13 protein-coding genes and 3 pseudogenes are annotated in these 15,965 nt (G+C 71.1%); 5 read left to right on the top strand and 11 right to left on the bottom strand.

Annotated features, from left to right (window positions below; translation table 11 throughout):
- Window positions 1–18: 18 nt before the first annotated feature.
- Window positions 19–1,398 carry an 8-oxoguanine deaminase gene (locus ADK36_RS08365; RefSeq protein ID WP_048582803.1) on the top strand — a complete coding sequence of 460 codons (1,380 nt, stop codon included), beginning with the start codon at window positions 19–21 and terminating at the stop codon, window positions 1,396–1,398.
- A 234-nt stretch (window positions 1,399–1,632) separates the two neighbouring features.
- Window positions 1,633–3,033: a nucleobase:cation symporter-2 family protein gene (locus tag ADK36_RS08360; protein ID WP_267887392.1), complete on the top strand. Its 1,401-nt coding sequence runs from the start codon at window positions 1,633–1,635 to the stop codon at window positions 3,031–3,033.
- Here ADK36_RS08360 and ADK36_RS08355 read toward each other — a convergent pair.
- Window positions 2,996–3,601, bottom strand: a complete 606-nt coding sequence (locus ADK36_RS08355) for a 3'-5' exoribonuclease domain-containing protein (protein WP_053196881.1) — start codon at window positions 3,599–3,601, stop codon at window positions 2,996–2,998. The genes ADK36_RS08360 and ADK36_RS08355 overlap by 38 nt on opposite strands.
- A 124-nt stretch (window positions 3,602–3,725) precedes the next feature.
- On the opposite strand from ADK36_RS08355, the pseudogene ADK36_RS08350 reads away from it, so the two are divergent.
- Window positions 3,726–5,345: pseudogene (locus ADK36_RS08350) on the top strand (serine/threonine-protein kinase).
- A gap of 91 nt (window positions 5,346–5,436) precedes the next feature.
- Here the strand turns inward: ADK36_RS08350 and ADK36_RS08345 are convergent.
- The gene (locus ADK36_RS08345) at window positions 5,437–5,886 is read right to left on the bottom strand and encodes a hypothetical protein (RefSeq protein WP_048582799.1); all 450 of its coding nucleotides are present in this window, start codon (window positions 5,884–5,886) and stop codon (window positions 5,437–5,439) included.
- A 73-nt stretch (window positions 5,887–5,959) separates the two neighbouring features.
- A pseudogene (locus ADK36_RS08340) lies at window positions 5,960–6,997 on the bottom strand (MFS transporter); the annotation flags it as partial.
- Between ADK36_RS08340 and ADK36_RS50005 the strand changes: the two are divergent.
- A pseudogene (locus tag ADK36_RS50005) lies at window positions 6,992–7,093 on the top strand (winged helix-turn-helix transcriptional regulator); the annotation flags it as partial. The pseudogenes ADK36_RS08340 and ADK36_RS50005 sit on opposite strands and share 6 nt — an antisense overlap.
- Here the strand turns inward: ADK36_RS50005 and ADK36_RS08335 are convergent.
- The 6 genes from ADK36_RS08335 to ADK36_RS08310 form a co-directional block, all read right to left on the bottom strand.
- A complete protein-coding gene (locus tag ADK36_RS08335; RefSeq protein ID WP_048582798.1) occupies window positions 7,094–7,516 on the bottom strand; it encodes an acyl-CoA thioesterase in 423 nt (140 codons plus the stop codon).
- Window positions 7,517–7,567: 51 nt separating this feature from the next.
- The gene (locus tag ADK36_RS08330; protein ID WP_048582797.1) at window positions 7,568–8,197 is read right to left on the bottom strand and encodes a hypothetical protein; all 630 of its coding nucleotides are present in this window, start codon (window positions 8,195–8,197) and stop codon (window positions 7,568–7,570) included.
- An 88-nt stretch (window positions 8,198–8,285) separates the two neighbouring features.
- Window positions 8,286–8,894 (bottom strand): histidine phosphatase family protein, encoded by a 609-nt coding sequence (locus ADK36_RS08325; protein ID WP_053196879.1) that lies wholly within the window; start codon window positions 8,892–8,894, stop codon window positions 8,286–8,288.
- 126 nt (window positions 8,895–9,020) lie between these two features.
- The gene (locus ADK36_RS08320) at window positions 9,021–9,422 is read right to left on the bottom strand and encodes a DUF5955 family protein (protein WP_048582795.1); all 402 of its coding nucleotides are present in this window, start codon (window positions 9,420–9,422) and stop codon (window positions 9,021–9,023) included.
- Between the two features lie 10 nt (window positions 9,423–9,432).
- Complete coding sequence (locus ADK36_RS08315; RefSeq protein ID WP_053196877.1) at window positions 9,433–11,751, bottom strand: hypothetical protein; 2,319 nt, start codon at window positions 11,749–11,751, stop codon at window positions 9,433–9,435.
- Window positions 11,752–11,869: 118 nt separating this feature from the next.
- The gene (locus ADK36_RS08310; RefSeq protein ID WP_048582793.1) at window positions 11,870–13,078 is read right to left on the bottom strand and encodes a pyridoxal phosphate-dependent aminotransferase; all 1,209 of its coding nucleotides are present in this window, start codon (window positions 13,076–13,078) and stop codon (window positions 11,870–11,872) included.
- A gap of 87 nt (window positions 13,079–13,165) precedes the next feature.
- Between ADK36_RS08310 and ADK36_RS08305 the strand changes: the two genes are divergently transcribed.
- On the top strand, window positions 13,166–13,792 hold the full coding sequence (locus tag ADK36_RS08305) for a winged helix-turn-helix transcriptional regulator (RefSeq protein ID WP_048582792.1): 627 nt from the start codon (window positions 13,166–13,168) through the stop codon (window positions 13,790–13,792).
- Window positions 13,793–13,841: 49 nt separating this feature from the next.
- Here ADK36_RS08305 and ADK36_RS08300 read toward each other — a convergent pair whose 3' ends face one another.
- Together ADK36_RS08300 and ADK36_RS08295 are read right to left on the bottom strand one after the other, a co-directional pair.
- Window positions 13,842–14,633, bottom strand: coding sequence for a hypothetical protein (locus tag ADK36_RS08300; RefSeq protein ID WP_053196875.1), 792 nt, complete (start codon window positions 14,631–14,633; stop codon window positions 13,842–13,844).
- Window positions 14,633–15,892, bottom strand: coding sequence for a VWA domain-containing protein (locus tag ADK36_RS08295; protein WP_048582790.1), 1,260 nt, complete (start codon window positions 15,890–15,892; stop codon window positions 14,633–14,635). The genes ADK36_RS08300 and ADK36_RS08295 overlap by 1 nt, the downstream gene beginning before the upstream one ends.
- Between the last annotated feature and the right edge of the window lie 73 nt (window positions 15,893–15,965).

Raw genomic sequence — 15,965 nt, 5'->3', positions numbered from 1 at the left:
GTGAAAAAGGGGCGAACCATGGCAGCAGCCCAGCGCATCGTCATCGAGAACTGTTCGATCGCGACCGTCGACGCACACGACACCGAGTACGCGACCGGGCACGTCGTCATCGCCGGCAACCGCATCGAGTCGCTCGGCGCGGGCAAGGCTCCCGAGGGCCTGGAGAACGTCGTACGCCGCATCGACGCCACCGGGCACCTGGTCACCCCCGGCCTGGTCAACACCCACCACCACTTCTACCAGTGGATCACCCGCGGCCTGGCCACGGACCACAACCTCTTCAACTGGCTCGTCGCCCTCTACCCGACCTGGGCGCGCATCGACGAGCGGATGGTGCGCGCGGCCGCGCAGGGCTCGCTGGCAATGATGGCCCGCGGTGGCGTGACCACCGCCATGGACCACCACTACGTCTACCCGCAGGGCTCCGGCGACCTCTCCGGCGCCATCATCGGCGCCGCCCGTGACATGGGCGTCCGCTTCACCCTCGCCCGCGGCTCCATGGACCGCAGCGAGAAGGACGGCGGACTGCCGCCGGACTTCGCCGTCGAGACCCTCGAAGGCGCCCTGGCCGGCACCGAGGAGACCGTCAAGCGGCACCACGACGCCTCCTTCGACGCGATGACCCAGGTCGCCGTCGCCCCCTGCTCCCCCTTCTCCATCTCCACCGAGCTCCTCAAGCAGGGTGCCGAGCTGGCCCGCCGCCTCGGCGTGCGCATGCACACCCACGGCTCGGAGACCGTGGAGGAGGAGAAGTTCTGCCACGAGCTGTTCGGCATGGGCCCGACCGACTACTTCGAGTCCACCGGCTGGCTCGGTGAGGACGTGTGGATGGCGCACTGCGTCCACATGAACGACTCCGACATCGCCGCCTTCGCCCGGACGAAGACGGGCGTCGCCCACTGCCCGTCCTCCAACGCCCGCCTCGCGGCCGGCATCGCCCGCGTCCCCGACATGCTCGCGGCCGGCGTCCCGGTCGGCCTCGGTGTCGACGGCACCGCCTCCAACGAGTCCGGCGAGCTGCACACCGAACTGCGCAACGCCCTGCTCATCAACCGCCTCGGCGCCCACCGCGAGGCCGCCCTGAACGCCCGGCAGGCGCTGCGGCTCGGGACGTACGGCGGTGCCCAGGTCCTCGGCCGCGCGGGGGAGATCGGCTCGCTGGAGCCGGGCAAGCTGGCCGACCTCGTGCTGTGGAAGCTGGACACCCTCGCCCACGCCTCCATCGCCGACCCGGTGACCGCGCTGGTCTTCGGCGCGGCGGCCCCGGTCACGGCGTCCTTCGTGAACGGCCGGCAGATCGTGGAGGACGGGCGGCTGCTCACGGTCGACGAGGACGCGATCGCCCGCTCGACGCGGGAAGAGGCCCAGCGCCTGGCGAGGATCGCCGCGCAGGCCTGACGCAGGCCTGACCAGTTGAAGATCTCCGGTCGAGAGGGACGGCTCCCGACCGGTGGCCGTGGACCCGAGCGGGGTCCATGGCGGCCGTCTCCGGGGCGTGCGTGACACGCGTGCGCCCCGGAACGGTCTCCGTTTCCCCCAGAACGGGCCCGTCCCCGGTCCCGCACGACCGCGTACCACCTCCTTGAACCCGCGTCAGAGCCGACGCGTTTAACCGACCGGAGGAGAGCCGCAGTGTCCGCTCAGTCCGTTCACCCAGTCGACGAGAAACTCCCCGCCCTGAAAATGGCGACCACCGGTCTGCAACACGTGGCCGCCATGTATGCGGGAGTCGTCGCCCCACCCCTGATAGTCGGCGCGGCCATAGGCCTGTCCGCCACCGACCTGACCTTCCTGACCGGCGCCTGCCTGTTCACCGCGGGCCTCGCCACCTTCCTGCAGACCCTCGGCATCTGGAAGGTCGGTGCCCGGCTGCCGTTCGTCAACGGCGTCACCTTCGCCGGCGTCGCCCCCATGACCGCGGTCGTCGCCTCCACCGAGGACAAGTCCGACGCCCTGCCGATCATCTTCGGCGCGGTCATCGTCGCCGGCCTCCTCGGCTTCCTGGCGGCCCCCTTCTTCAGCAAGGCGGTCCGCTTCTTCCCACCGGTGGTGACGGGGACGGTCATCACCCTGATCGGCATCTCGCTGCTGCCGGTCGCCTTCAACTGGGCGCAAGGGCCCGACCCGGCCGCGAACGACTACGGCTCGGGGACGAACCTGGGCCTGGCCGCCGGGACCCTGCTCGTCGTCCTGCTCCTGCGCCGCTTCACCAAGGGCTTCGTCAAGCAGATCGCCGTGCTGCTCGGCCTGGTCGTCGGCACACTGATCGCGATCCCGTTCGGCGTCACGGACTTCGGTCCCGTCGTGGACGCGGACGTCATCGGCTTCCCGACCCCGTTCCACTTCGGTGCCCCGCAGTTCCAGCTCGCCGCGATCATCTCGCTGTGCGTGGTGATGGTGGTCTCGATGACCGAATCGACGGCCGACATGCTGGCGCTGGGCGAGATAGTCGACCGCCCGGCCGACGAGAAGACCATCGCGGCCGGCCTGCGCGCCGACACCCTCGGCTCGGCGATCAGCCCACTGTTCAACGGCTTCATGTGCAGCGCCTTCGCGCAGAACATCGGCCTGGTCGCGATGACGAAGATCCGCAGCCGGTACGTCGTCGCCGTCGGCGGTGGCTTCCTGGTGCTGATGGGCCTGTGCCCGATGGCGGCCTCGCTCATCGCGGTCGTACCCCGCCCGGTGCTCGGCGGCGCGGGCGTCGTCCTCTTCGGCTCGGTCGCCGCGAGCGGCATCCAGACCCTCGTCCGGGCCGGCCTCGACAAGGACAACAACGTCCTGATCGTCGCCGTCTCGCTCGCCGTAGGCATCGTCCCGATCACGGCGCCGGAGTTCTACCACGCCTTCCCGGAGACGGCGCGGATCGTCCTCGACTCCGGTATCTCGACGGGCTGTGTGGCGGCGGTCGTGCTCAACCTGGTCTTCAACCACCTCGGCAGGGGCGGCCGGGACGCCCAGGACGTGACCCACCCGATGGAGGCGGGAGAGGAGATCACGGGGACGACGACCCGGGCCCCTGCCACTCCATGAGGTTGGCGAACAACTCGGCCTGCTCGATGGCGTCGTCCAGCGCATGGTGTGTGTGACGGCGCCTCGACAGCAGGTCACGCGGCATCGTGCCCTTGGCCACGGCCCGCAGCGGCAGCCCGGCCTTGGTGGCGAACAGCGTCTTCATGTCCAGGCAGCCGGAGTGCCCGAAGGGACTCTCCCCGGTGAAGCGGATCAGGTACCAGTAAAGGAACGTCCAGTCGTACGACGCCGGGTAGCCGCACATCACCGGCTGGGCGTCGGCGCTCACCTCGCGTACCCAGCGCGTGAACTGCCCGAGCGCCAGGGCGGGGTCGAGGCCCTCCCTGCCGAGGCGCTCACGGTCGAGCCCGCTCACGGCCAGTGCCTCCGGCACGAACTCCACGCTGATCGGGCGCAGTTCACGGTAGAAGGTGCGCCTCTCCGGGTCGGCCGTCGTGAATCCGTCGGCGTCCTGCACACCGGCGACCGCGGCACCGAGGCTCAGCATCGAGTACGGGCCGGGAATCGGGCCGTCGGCCTCGATGTCGATCGAGATGTAGAGGCTGGGTTTGATACGTCGTGCGGCCATGGAGTGGGAGCTTCCCAGGTGGGCGGCGCCTTCCGCATCCGAATTCCGCTTAGGCTTCTGCCTCGGTCAACTCTCGGTTGACCGGGGGTTCAGGGGTTCAGGGGATGAGGGGGGAAGCGGGCCGATGAGCAACGCTACCGAGGTGTTCCAGCCACTCCAGGCGGACGATCCGCCCGTCGTGGCCGGATACCGACTCGCCGCCCGGCTCGGCGCGGGTGGCATGGGCCGGGTCTATCTGTCGCACACGCAGGGCGGCCGACCGGTGGCGATCAAGGTGGTACGGCCGGAGCTGGCCGACGACCCGGCCTTCCGGCGGCGGTTCCGCCGGGAGGTGGAGGCGGCCCGGCGGGTCCGCGGCGCGTACACCGCCGAGTTGATCGACGCCGACGCGGACGGCGTACCGCCCTGGCTGGCCACGCTGTACGTGCCGGGCCCCTCTCTGACGGAGGCCGTCGCCCGCTTCCGGTGCCCGCGGTGCTGTGGCTGATGGCGGGGGTGGCCGAAGCGCTCCAGGCCGTCCATGGCGCGGGCATAGTGCACCGGGACCTGAAGCCGTCGAACGTGCTGCTGGCCTCCGACGGGCCCCGGGTGATCGACTTCGGCATCTCGCTGGCCGCCGACCTCAGCTCCCACACCGCCACCGGCTCCACCGCCGGCACGCCCCACTTCATGGCTCCCGAGCAGGCGTCCGGGGGTGAGGTCACGGCCGCGACCGACGTGTTCGCGCTGGGCCAGACGACGGCGTTCGCGGCACTGGGCCGGCCGTTGTACGGGGAGGGCTCCGCGGTCGGCGTGCTGTACCGGATCGTGCACGACGAACCCGACCTGTCCGTGCTGCCCGAGCAACTCCGTCCGCTGATCGCCCGCTGCCTGGCCGCCGCCCCGGAGGAGCGCGCCACCCTGGCGGAGATCGTCGAGTGGTGCCGACGACGGCTCGGCGCGGACGCCGACGCGGGGCCGACCGTCTGGCGGGACGTCATGGGCCCGGAGATGACGGTTCCGGCCCCGGTGCCCGACCCGACCCGGGTGCTGCACACGCGGCCGCTGGTCGTCACACCCGGCGGGGCCGGAGGAGCGGCGTGCGCGTAGACGGCGTACCGCGCTGATCACGACCGCGGCGGTGACGGCCGGGGCCCTGCTACTGGCGGGCTTCGCGTGGACGGTCTCTGACGCGGGGGACAGGTTCCGCGACTGGGTCGCGGGCACAACGGTCACACCAGGCCCGGGGAAGTCCTCGACGTCGTCGGGTTCGGGGTCGGCGTCGTCATCCGCATCCGCGCCGACGTCGGAGAAGGGTTCCGGAGGTTCAAGAACCGATGGCCGGACACCGGAGGCGTCGAAGCCCTCCGCGACCACGTCCGCGGCACCGCGAGTCCTCACTCAAGCCCCCGTGCTGCTGAACGCGGAGACGTCACTGAGCTTCGAGGAGCCGCTCTGGCGCGAGGACCGCAAGGGCGACATCCGCTTCGACTGCGAGGACGCCAGCTGCGCGATCGAGAGCGACACCAGCGTGTTCCTCCAGATGATGGGCAAGTCGGGTACCACCCTCGACGAATGCCGTCTCATGCTCGGTGGTGCCGACCGCCACCGCTGGACGCTGGCCTCGGTCGCGGCCGGCACCGAGATCTGCGTCAAGCACCCCTCCGGGGACATCGCGCTGCTCGTGGTCCAGACGAAGTCGACGGCGCTCCCGGAGCTCGGCTTCTTGAGCCTGGACATGACGGTCTGGAAGAACGCGGCCTAGCCGCCCCGCGGCGACACGCGCTCGCCCCGGCAGAACTCCGGGAGTCCTGCCGGGGCGAGCGGTGTCACCGTAGTGGTGTCCCTGCGGTGGGTCAGCGGGTGAAGGTCACCCGGTTCTCCTTCAGGGAGCCACAGTTGGAGCCCGTCACCTGCACGTACACGTTCTTGATGTGACCGCCCCAGTCGACGCAGTGCCCCTTGCCGTACACGTAGGTCGGTCCGGCGTACGAGGTGTACTGCCCGTAGTCCTCGTCGTACTCCTCGGTGTCGGACACGTAGATCCACGCCGACATGTCAGCGGCGGTCCCCGGGTTGTTGCGGATGGTCGCCACACAGTTCTCGCCGTTGGAGGCGTTGTACGTCAGGTAGATGGTGCCCAGCGAGCCGACGGCCGCCGAGTTCACCGTCTTGTAGCCGCTTCCGCAGACCTTCTGCGGGGTGGTGTTGGGCGCGGCGGAGGCGGGCGCCGTCAGGGCGGCCGTGGACCCCACCGTCAGGGCCGCCAGCGCGGCAGCGGACAGGATAGAACGCGCGTATCGCATATTTCCCCCTGGTATCCATTGGAGATGGTTGCTCCTGCATGATGTGACCCTCGGGGTAGGCGAATGGTTGTACTCAGTTCTGACGCTTCCTCAACACCGCCGCCGCCAGCACCAGCGCCCCCGCCGCGATCAACGTGCCTACCTGGAACGACAGTTGGTATCCCGCCGCTGTAGCCGCCACCGGATCGGCGCCGTCGGCGAGCAGTCCGTCGGTGTGGCTCGCCGCCAGGACCGACAGCACCGCCAGACCCAGCGAACCACCCACCACCTGCGTGGTGTTGAAGACTCCCGACGCCAGCCCCGCGTCCTCCTCGCGCGCCCCCGACATCGCGAGCCCGGTCAGCGCGGGCATCGCGGCGGCGAACCCGGTGGCGAGCAGAAGCAGCGGCGGGAGTACGTCGGTGAGGTACGAGCCGTCGACCGGAGCGCGGCTCAGCAGGGCCATGCCCGCGACGACGAGCGCCAGCCCGGCCAACAGCACCCGGTACGCGCCGAACCGGCCGACGGTACGGGCCGACAGGCCCAGCATCAGGACCCCGATCGCGACCGGCGCCGGCAGGAACGCCGTCCCGGTCAGCAACTCGCCGTACCCCAGCACGCGTTGCAGGTAGAGCGCGCCGATGAACTGGAAGCCGTACATCGTCGCGATCGTCAGCATCTGGACGGCGTTCGCGCCGCTCAGCAGCCGGGAGCCGAACAGTCGTAGCCGCAGCAGCGGACGCGCGGCCCGTGCCTGACGGAGCGTGAACGCCACGAACAGGGCGAGGGCCAGGGCCGCCAGCAGCAGGGTGGCGCTGAGGTCGCGGTCGCCGGCGCCGACGATGACGTACACCGTGAGCATCAGCGCGCCGGTGACCAGCGCCGCCCCCGGGTAGTCGGCGCCCCTGCCGAGCCCGGCGCCACGGTCGGCCTCCAGGACGCGCAGGGCCGCGAGCCATGCCACCACGCCGATCGGCAGGTTGATAAGGAAGATCCAGTGCCAGTTCAGGGCCTCGGTCAGCGCCCCGCCGAGGAAAGTGCCGAGCGCCCCGCCCGCCGCGCCGACCGCGCTGAACACCGCGATGGCACGGGCCTGTTCGCGCGGCTCCGGGAACGGGGCGACCAAGAGACCCTGCAACGCCTGACCGACTGGGCCGAGCGGAACAGGGTCTACATCGCCGAGTCGCGCGCGGCCTACGACGAGGAGCACACGCCGGAGTTGGTCTGACTAGAGCCCGAAGAGGCTCGGATCCGTGGCCAGTTCCTTGAAGTAGTCCTGCGGATTGGCGACCATCCTGCGCTCCTTGAGGTCCAGCAGGCCGCCGACCGCCGTGAGTTCGGCGGCCACGGTGCCGTCCGCCTTGCGAACGGTCTGCAGGATACGGAACGTCTTGCCGCCCGACCACTCGAAGGCACAGGTCACATCGACCTCGTCACCGGCGAGGAGCTCCCGCTGGTAGCGGATGGTCGTCTCCAGCGCGACGGGACCCACGCCCTTGCCTATCAGGCCCGACTGGCTGATGCCCGCCGCCTGGAGCAACGACCAGCGGGCGTGCTCCGCGTAGTTGATGTACACACTCTGGTTGACGTGCCCCTGCACATCCGTCTCGTAGCCGCGGACGGTGACCCGGACGGAAAACGGCTCGCTCACTGCTTCCCCTTCTCGCCTTCGATGCCCTGGGCATCGATCTTGGCATGCCCGTCATGCCCGGCGCGGGGATGCCAGCAGATATCGCGCTCTTGTACGAGGCTCGGTGTGCTCGCCGACCTGCCACCCCGCCTTCTCCAGTGTGGCGGCGCAGGCCCGCAGACGCCCGCCGTCCGGGTCGTGCACGGCGACCGCCTCCGGCTGAGGCGTGGCCCGCACCCGGTAACCCCCCTCGGATTCCGGCCCGGCCGGAAGGTGCCCGGCGGCCTCCAGAGCGAGCGCGGCGGCCTGCACCAGATGCGTACGCTCCCACCCGCACGGCCGGTCCGTCGCCCCGTCCGGGTTGGTCATCCGGCGCAGCTCCAGCAGCCCCTGCCAGGCGCTGTGCACCTCCCGCACGCGGGCCGGCCCCTGCTTCGGCGGGTCCTCCTCGCCGCCGATCCGCGCGGCGAACACACCGCCGGACGCGGGAACCTCGGCTTTGGGAGGTACCGGCGGCTCCGCCTCCCGTATCCGGTGCCCCGCCGGCGTCAGAAAGTGATCGTGCGGCGGCCGCGGGTGCCGGAAGGCGAGCCCCCGCTTCACCAGCGCCGCGAGCTGCGCCTCCGTGCCCCTGAGTCGCCCGGTGACGGGATCGGCGGCATCGATGAGACGCCGCTGGGCGGCGGTCGGCGGTCGCGTCACGGCGTGCTCCTCCCTGGGCAAGGGGCCCGGACCGCGGCTGCGCCGACCCCCTGCCGGGCCGTCGCGGATGCCCCATCTGCTGGGAAGGCTACGGCCCGGGTCTGACATTCCACCCGGCGATCACCGGCCGCCCGTGCTCCGTGCCCAGTCGGCACACCGCCCCCGTCGCCAGCTGGAACAGCGCCCCGTCCGCCGCCGGCAGCCCGAGCCACCGGGCCGTGAGCACCCGCAGGAAGTGCCCGTGCGCCACGAGCACCACGGCCCCCTCCGTCTGGGCGAGCGCGGCGTCCGCCTTGGCCAGCATCCGGTCCGCGCGCCGCCCTACCTGCTCCGGACTCTCCCCGGGGTGGTCGGGCGGCCCGGGGGCGACCCCGTCCGTGAACAGGAACCAGCCCGGCCGCTCCCGCTGGATCTCGACCGTCGTGACCCCCTCGTAGCCGCCGTAGTCCCACTCCCGCAGATCGGTGTCGACCGCCACGTCCGGCACCTCGTGCAGCCCGATGAGCTCGGCGGTCTCCCGGGCCCGCCGCAACGGGCTGACGAAGGCGGCCCCGATGCGGTGCGAACGGATCAACGGCATCAGCCGCCGCGCCTCCTCGCGCCCGTGCTCGGTCAGCGGCACGTCCGTCCAGCCGGTGTGCCGCCCGGACCGTGACCACTCGGTCTCGCCGTGCCGGACCAGAAGGAGATCACCCACGTGCGCGCCCTTCCCGCTCGCCTCCCAGCACCGTGCCACAGTGCTGCCGACGGCCGCAGGGCGGATTGGTCCGGACGGCCTGCGTCAGGCCCGCCCGGACGGCCGTCGTCGTACCTCACGTCCGGTTCAGACCCCCGGCAGGCTCTGCACCGACTGCGCGAGCTGTCCGACCGCGACGACGAGCGGGGCCACCGGCTGGACGAACTCGTTCAGCCGGTGGAGGGCCCGCCGCAGGACGGTCGGCTGTGGCTCCTCCTCCTGGAGTTCCTCGCGCAGCCGGCGCAGCTCCCTGCTGGTGGCGTCGGGGTCGGCGAGCGCGGTGCGGTGCTCCTCCAGCAACCGCTCGACGACGGCCAGGAGTTGGGCGGTGCGAGCGGCCTGCTCCGGGTCCTGCGTCTGGAAGGAGACGGCGCCGGAGGACGCCTGGGCGCCGTCTCCCACGGCCTGGTTGCCCACGTACTGGGTGCCGCCGCTGATCATGACGCCCTTGTTGACGGGAGGGCCCTGGCGCCCGTCGTCGTGTCGCATGAGAAGTCCCCTACTTGTCGGAGCCGCCGGCGGCGCTGAGGGCGGAGGCGCCGGACTGCTGCGGGATGTTCTGGGTGGCGGTCGCGCCCGCGCCGATCGCCTGGTTGCCGATGATGCTCATCCCGCCCTGCTGGATGAGCCCCTGGTTGAGGATCGTCTGCTGCTGGGTGCGGAAGTCGGTGATGTCGTAGCCGTGCGCGTCGAGGAACTCCCGGATGGCGGCGAGGGTGTGGCGTTCCACGAGGGAGACGATCCGGCCGGAGTCCACGACCTGGAAGTAGTTGTGGTATTCGGGGCTCAGCGCCATCTCCCGGATGCTCACCCGGGCGCCGTAGTCGAAGACCGGGTCCTGCTCCATGGCCTTCAGCTCGTCCACCATGCGCCTGGTGCGCCGGGTCTCGAAGCGGGCGTGGCGCCATGCTCGGTACGGCGCGGCGAAGAACGCGCCGCCGGTGCGGGCGAGGGAGGCCAGCAGCAGGCCACGCCTGCCCTCGGGGCCGAGCGGGCCGCGCAGGCGGTCCACGACGTGGTAGTCCGCCGCCACCGGGCCGAGCACGTGGTTGTCGCAGTGCAGGTGCAGCGTTCTGCCGGCGGTCGAGAAGTGCAGGAACACGCTCGGCACCACGTCCCCGCCCCACATCGGGACGTGCACCGCCAGATAGTGGCGGACGGTCCCGGTCGGACGCAGCATGATCCGCTCGACCTCTTCGGGGGACAGCCGGACGGTCGGGGTGATGCTGCGCTCCGCCTCGATGAACCTCTCGTCGTCACCGATGGTCGTGCCGTTCACGAAGACGCGGTCCTCGATGACGAGGGATCCGAGCGCCTCCTCGCCGGCTTCCGCCGCTCCCTCGGTGACGCCGCGCTCGGCGACCGCGCGCAGTCGTGCGCGGACGTGGTCGACGAGTTCGGCGACCGTGAAGGGCTCCGGCCCGGCGGGGCGTGCGGTCATGCCGACCTTGTCGTCGGCGGGCAGGAGCGGGACCGCGAGCGACCACTTGGACCTGGTCTCCGAGTAGCCGACGAACGGGGTGTACCCGCTGTACACCGTGACGTTGCCGACCTGGGCCTGCCGGAGGGCCGCGAACCGCTCGGCCATCCACTGCCGCCGGGGGACGGTGGGGCGGGGCTGCTGGGCGAACGTGTCGCGGGTCATGGTGGTACGTAGCAGCTGGTCGATGTCCCGGTCGTGGTCCACGACCGTCATGTGTGCGAACACCACCGCCCCGATGGACGCCAGGACGGCCGGTACGCCGCCCAGGTAGGCGCCGAGCAGCCAGCCGGCGAAGCCCGGCACGGGCAGCGACGAGACGAGGGAAGCGAAGTAGAAGGCGAGCAGCGACACCACCCCGGCCGTGATGGCGCCGGCCACCAGCGCCTTGCTGCCGGGCTGGTGGTGGCCGCGGGTGGCCAGGCTCGGCTGGGCGCCGGGGCGCCGGGTGGTCGACAGGAGCATCGCGACGTACACCAGCCACAGTGGTGCGAGCAGCGCCACGACGGCGAACGCTCCCGCCAGGCGCAGATCGCGCTGGTGACGCAGCTCCTGTGCTGTCAGGCAGTGGCGTGCCACGGACACCAGGTCGACATCGGGCGAGGGGGCCACGGCACTGGCCTCGTCGGCCAGAACCTCTTCCACCACCCGGTCGGCGAAGCGTTCGTCCACGTAGGCCGCGGTGCACAGATAGCGGGTGACATCACCCGGTGTGCTCCCGACCGGCATGCGTACCTGTGGGGTGGTCATGCCGAACCCTCCCTTTCTCCTCCTGGCCGGTGCCGTCCTCTGGGCGGCGACGGACCTCGGGGCGCGGGTGCCGGGTGGCCGGGCGGTCAGCAGCGCCAGCAGTACGCCGAGCGCCAGGCCGAAGACGAGGGCCGAGAGCGTCAGGTCCTTCAGCAGGGTGTCCGTCGGTGACACCGGCACATCCGAGCCGAAGGTCTTGAGCAGGCCCACCCGCAGCAGGGCCTCGACTTCGGCCGCCAGCACACCCACGGCCAGACAGCGGATCCAGCCCGCCTCGTGGCGCAGCAGTCGCGATGCGAAGAGGGCGAGGCCCGCCAGCAGCGCCACGACGCAGACGTTGTCGATGACCAGGAAGGTCACGCTGCCGTACCGGTCGAGGGAGTACCCCCATCCGGGGACGAGGGCCGCTTCGGTGAGCGTGCGCAGGGTCTCGTCGCCGGAGAGCTCTATGTAGAACTTCTCGACGTAGAAGTCCCAGACCGGCTGCTGCGCCCACGGGCTGCCCCCGACGGCGACGAGCAGGAGCAGCAGGGCGATACGGCCGCGTAAGAACGATGGCGAGTCGGACCCACTCCGAGACAAGAACACCTGCCGGTTCCCCCATCCCTGACCCCAGAGATCAGTGGCCGCACTCTAAGGCATCCCCCCGTCCTCTGTGACCGCGAATCAGCGAACATCGGCAAATCCGGCTCGATCGCCCCGGCCGTTACTGCCGATACCCGCTGAGGAACCGCCCGATCCGCCCGATCGCCGCCTCCAGGTCGTCCGCGTACGGCAGGGTCAGGATCCGGAAGTGGTCAGGGGTCGGCCAGTTGAAGCCGGTGCCCTGCACGACCTGGATCTTCTCCCGGAGCAGCAGGTCCAGGACGAACTTCTCGTCGTCGTGGATCTTGTGCACCTTGGGGTCGAGGCGCGGGAACGCGTACAGCGAGCCCTTCGGCTTCACGCACGACACCCCGGGGATCTCGTTGAGCTTCTCCCAGGCCACGTTGCGCTGTTCGTGCAGGCGCCCGCCCGGACTGGTCAGATCGCGGATGGACTGGCGGCCGCCGAGGGCGGCCTGGATGGCGTACTGGGCGGGCGCGTTGGCGCACAGGCGCATGGAGGCCAGCATCGTCAGGCCCTCCAGGTAGTCCTTGGCGTGCTGCCGCGGGCCGGTGACGACCATCCAGCCGGAGCGGAAGCCCGCCACCCGGTATGTCTTCGACAGGCCGCAGAAGGTGAGGACCACCAGGTCGGGGGCGAGGGTCGCGACCGAGTGGTGCACGGCGTCGTCGTACAGGATCTGGTCGTAGATCTCGTCGGCGAAGACCATGAGGCCGTGACGGCGGGCGAGGTCGAGGATGCCCTCCAGGATCTCCTTGGGGTAGACCGCGCCGGTCGGGTTGTTCGGGTTGATGATGACCACGGCGCGCGTGCGGTCCGTGATCTTCGACGCCATGTCGTCCAGGTCCGGGTACCAGTCGGCCTGCTCGTCGCAGAGGTAGTGGACCGCCTTGCCACCGGCGAGGGTCGTCACCGCCGTCCAGAGGGGGAAGTCCGGGGCGGGGATGAGGATCTCGTCGCCGTCCTCGACCAGGGCCTGTACGGCCATGGAGACCAGCTCGGACACGCCGTTGCCGAGGAAGACGTCGTCGACGCCGACCTCCAGGCCGAGCGTCTGGTAGCGCTGGGCCACGGCCCGGCGGGCGGAGAGGATGCCGCGCGAGTCGGTGTAGCCGTGCGCCTGGGGGAGCATCCGGATCATGTCCTGGAGGATCTCCTCCGGCGCCTCGAAGCCGAAGAGCGCGGGGTTGCCCGTGTTCAGGCGCAGCACGCTGTGGCCGGCCTCCTCCAGTGCGTTCGCGTGCTCGATCACCGGGCCGCGGATCTCGTAACAGACCTCGCTCAGCTTGCTCGACTGCCGGAACTCCATGCGCGCTCGCCCCTCCGGTTTCGTGTGTTACTTGGTTTTACCAAGTTCGAGCTTGGAAAGTCCAACAACATGTCTAGACTGCGTCGCATGTCACCTCGCCGAAGCTACGACCAGTACTGCTCCGCCGCCCGCGCGCTCGACGTCGTCGGCGACCGCTGGACCCTGCTCATCGTCCGGGAGCTGCTGGCCGGTCCGCGGCGTTACACCGACCTGCACGCCGATCTTCCGGGCGTCAGCACGGACGTACTCGCGTCGCGGCTGAAGGACATGGAACGGGACGGCATCAGCACCCGCCGCCGGCTGCCGCCCCCCGGCGCGGCGTATGTCTACGAACTCACCTCACGCGGGCGGGAGTTGCTGCCGGTCCTCCAGGCGCTGGGGGAGTGGGGACAGGCCGAGCTGGGCGAGCGGCGGCCGACCGACGCCGTGCGGGCGCACTGGTTCGCGCTGCCGCTGACACGGGCGCTGGAGGGGGAGGGCCTGGTCGAAGTCCGGCTGGAGGAAGGGGACTTCCATGTGTACCTCGGCGCGGAGGACGGGCCGGTCTACGGCGACGGGCCCGCTCCCCGTGAGCCCGATGCGCGGCTGGTGCTGGACTCCGTCACGTGCGAGGCGGTCGCGCGGGGCGAGTTGGGCGTGCCGGACGCCGTGCGGGACGGCCGTATCGAGGTGACCGGGGAGGGGACGCTCGCGAAGACGCTCCGGGAGGCGTGAACGGCCGAGGGGCCCGCCGTCCGTGCGGCGAGCCCCTTTTGGCAGCGTGTCAGGCTCCCGGCGGCACCCGGGAAGGCCGGCCCGAGCCGCGCGTCAGCGTGTACCCGCCGATCCCGGCGAGCGCGGCCAGGGCCGCCCCGATCCCGGTCCACGCCCAGCGGTCGGACCACCAGCCGGACGACCAGCCGTCGTCGGGCCGGATGTCGGACAGGACGGCGGAGGCGTTGTCCTCCTCCTGGTCCTTCGTGGTGGAGACACCGGGTACCAGCGGTTCGGCCAGCCGGCCGTCCACCGCCGCCGCGCCGCCCACGTCCTCGGAGTCCACCCGGACCTCGGCGGCCACCGGCTGCCCCAGGTCGGCGGTCCGCACGCCGACGGCCGTCAGCCGGACGTAGTAGGTACCGGGCAGCGGGTCGTTGGCCCAGGTCTCCGACCAGGCGCGCACGGTCCGCAGTACACAGACCAGCTCGACCGAGGCCGCGTCCTGGGCGGCGGTGCGGGTCTGGGCGCCGTACTGGCAGGCCTGACGGCGGCGCAGACCGTCGTAGACGTCGATCTGCCAGGTCTGGCCCGCGTGGGCCTCGGGCAGCTTCACCGTCGCCTTCACCGTGGGCCGCCGGCCGGCGTCCGCCGGGAACGACCAGTACAGGTAGTCGCCGGTGGAGGCGCTCGCCGTGGCGGTCTGGCCCTGCTCGATCTCCGCCGCCGTACGGAACGACGTACCCGCCGACGTGGGAGCCTCCTCGGAAGCACCGGGGGAGGGGGACGAGTCGGCCGCGGCCGGAGCCGCAGCCAGGCCCAGCGTCAGCAGGGCAGCGCCCAACGCGCGTGTGATCCTCATCAGTTGGTCCTCCACACCGCGACGCGCCAGCGCGACAGCCAGCCCCAGATCAGACCCGCCAGGAAGCCGAACAGCACCAGGGCGCCCAGCAGCCACCAGCCGCGCCCCAGGCCGAAGGAGGCCACGTCGTCGGCCTGCGACGGGCCGTCGACCACGTCCACGATCAGCTCGACCGGCATGCCCGGCGTGGTCTTCACCCCGGAGGCCGCGGAGAAGGAGTTCGTGACCAGCAGGCACACCGTCTCGGCCGGCGCCTCGTCGTCGCTCTCCTGCTTCGGGTAGCGCAGCCCCGTGGATATCACGTCCGTACGGCCGTTGCCCGCGGCCTCACCGCGCACGATCTCCCGGCCGTGCGTCGTGAGCGCGCGCAGCAGGACGCCGTAGTCCGGGTTCATCGCCCGGTCCGAGGCCACGCTCACCGAGGCCCGCAGCTCCTGGCCGGGCTCGACGTCCACCCGGTACCAGCGCTCCTGGCCGAACTCCTCGCGGTCCGTGTACAGACCGGCCTTCAGCGTCGGCGCCTTCGTGCAGGAGGACGCGCCCTCGACGGCCACCGGCGTCACCACCGGGTCGGCCGCCCGGTCCACCAACTGGTTCACCTTGTCGGCGAGTTCCTCGGTGTGCTCGACCGAGGTGTACGTACCGCCCGTCGCCTCCGCGATACAGCTGAGCTGCGCCCGCATCTTGGCGTTGGGCACCAGACCCAGCGTGTCGATCGTCAGGCCGATGCCCTTGGCGGCGATCTCGCGGGCCACCTCGCAGGGGTCGAGCGGGGCACAGGTGTCCTCGCCGTCGCTGATCAGCACGATGCGCTTGGAGCCCTCGCCGCCGTCCAGGTCCTCGGCCGCCTTCAGCAGGGCGGGACCGATCGGCGTCCAGCCGGTGGGCGTCAGGGTCGCCACCGCCGTCTTGGCCTCGGTGCGGTCCAGCGGGCCGACCGGGTAGAGCTGCGCGGTGTCCTTGCAGCCCGTCCTGCGGTCATCGCCCGGGTAGTCGGCGCCGAGGGTGCGGATGCCGAGCTGGACCTCTTCGGGCGTCGCGTCCAGCACCTCGTTGAAGGCCTGCTTCGCCGCGGCCATCCGCGACTGGCCGTCGATGTCCTTCGCCCGCATCGAACCGCTGACGTCGATCACGAGATCGACTTTCGGAGCGGTGGCGGTGGTCTCGTCGGCGTTCGCCCCGGCCGGGAAGGCTATCCCGGCCGTGAGCGTGGCGAGCAGGGCGCAGACCCCGGCCGCCAGCCGTTGTGTTCTGATCATCGGCGGATCCTATTGATCAGAGGTGTCCCGCTCCAAACGAGGTCGGAACGCCGGTCGGAACACATCCCGGCCA

This window comes from Streptomyces viridochromogenes (assembly GCF_001270495.1).
GTDB classification, from domain to species: domain Bacteria; phylum Actinomycetota; class Actinomycetes; order Streptomycetales; family Streptomycetaceae; genus Streptomyces; species Streptomyces viridochromogenes_A.
The sequence above is the reverse complement of the archived record's forward strand: the minus strand, read 5'-3'. Positions and strand labels throughout refer to the sequence as shown.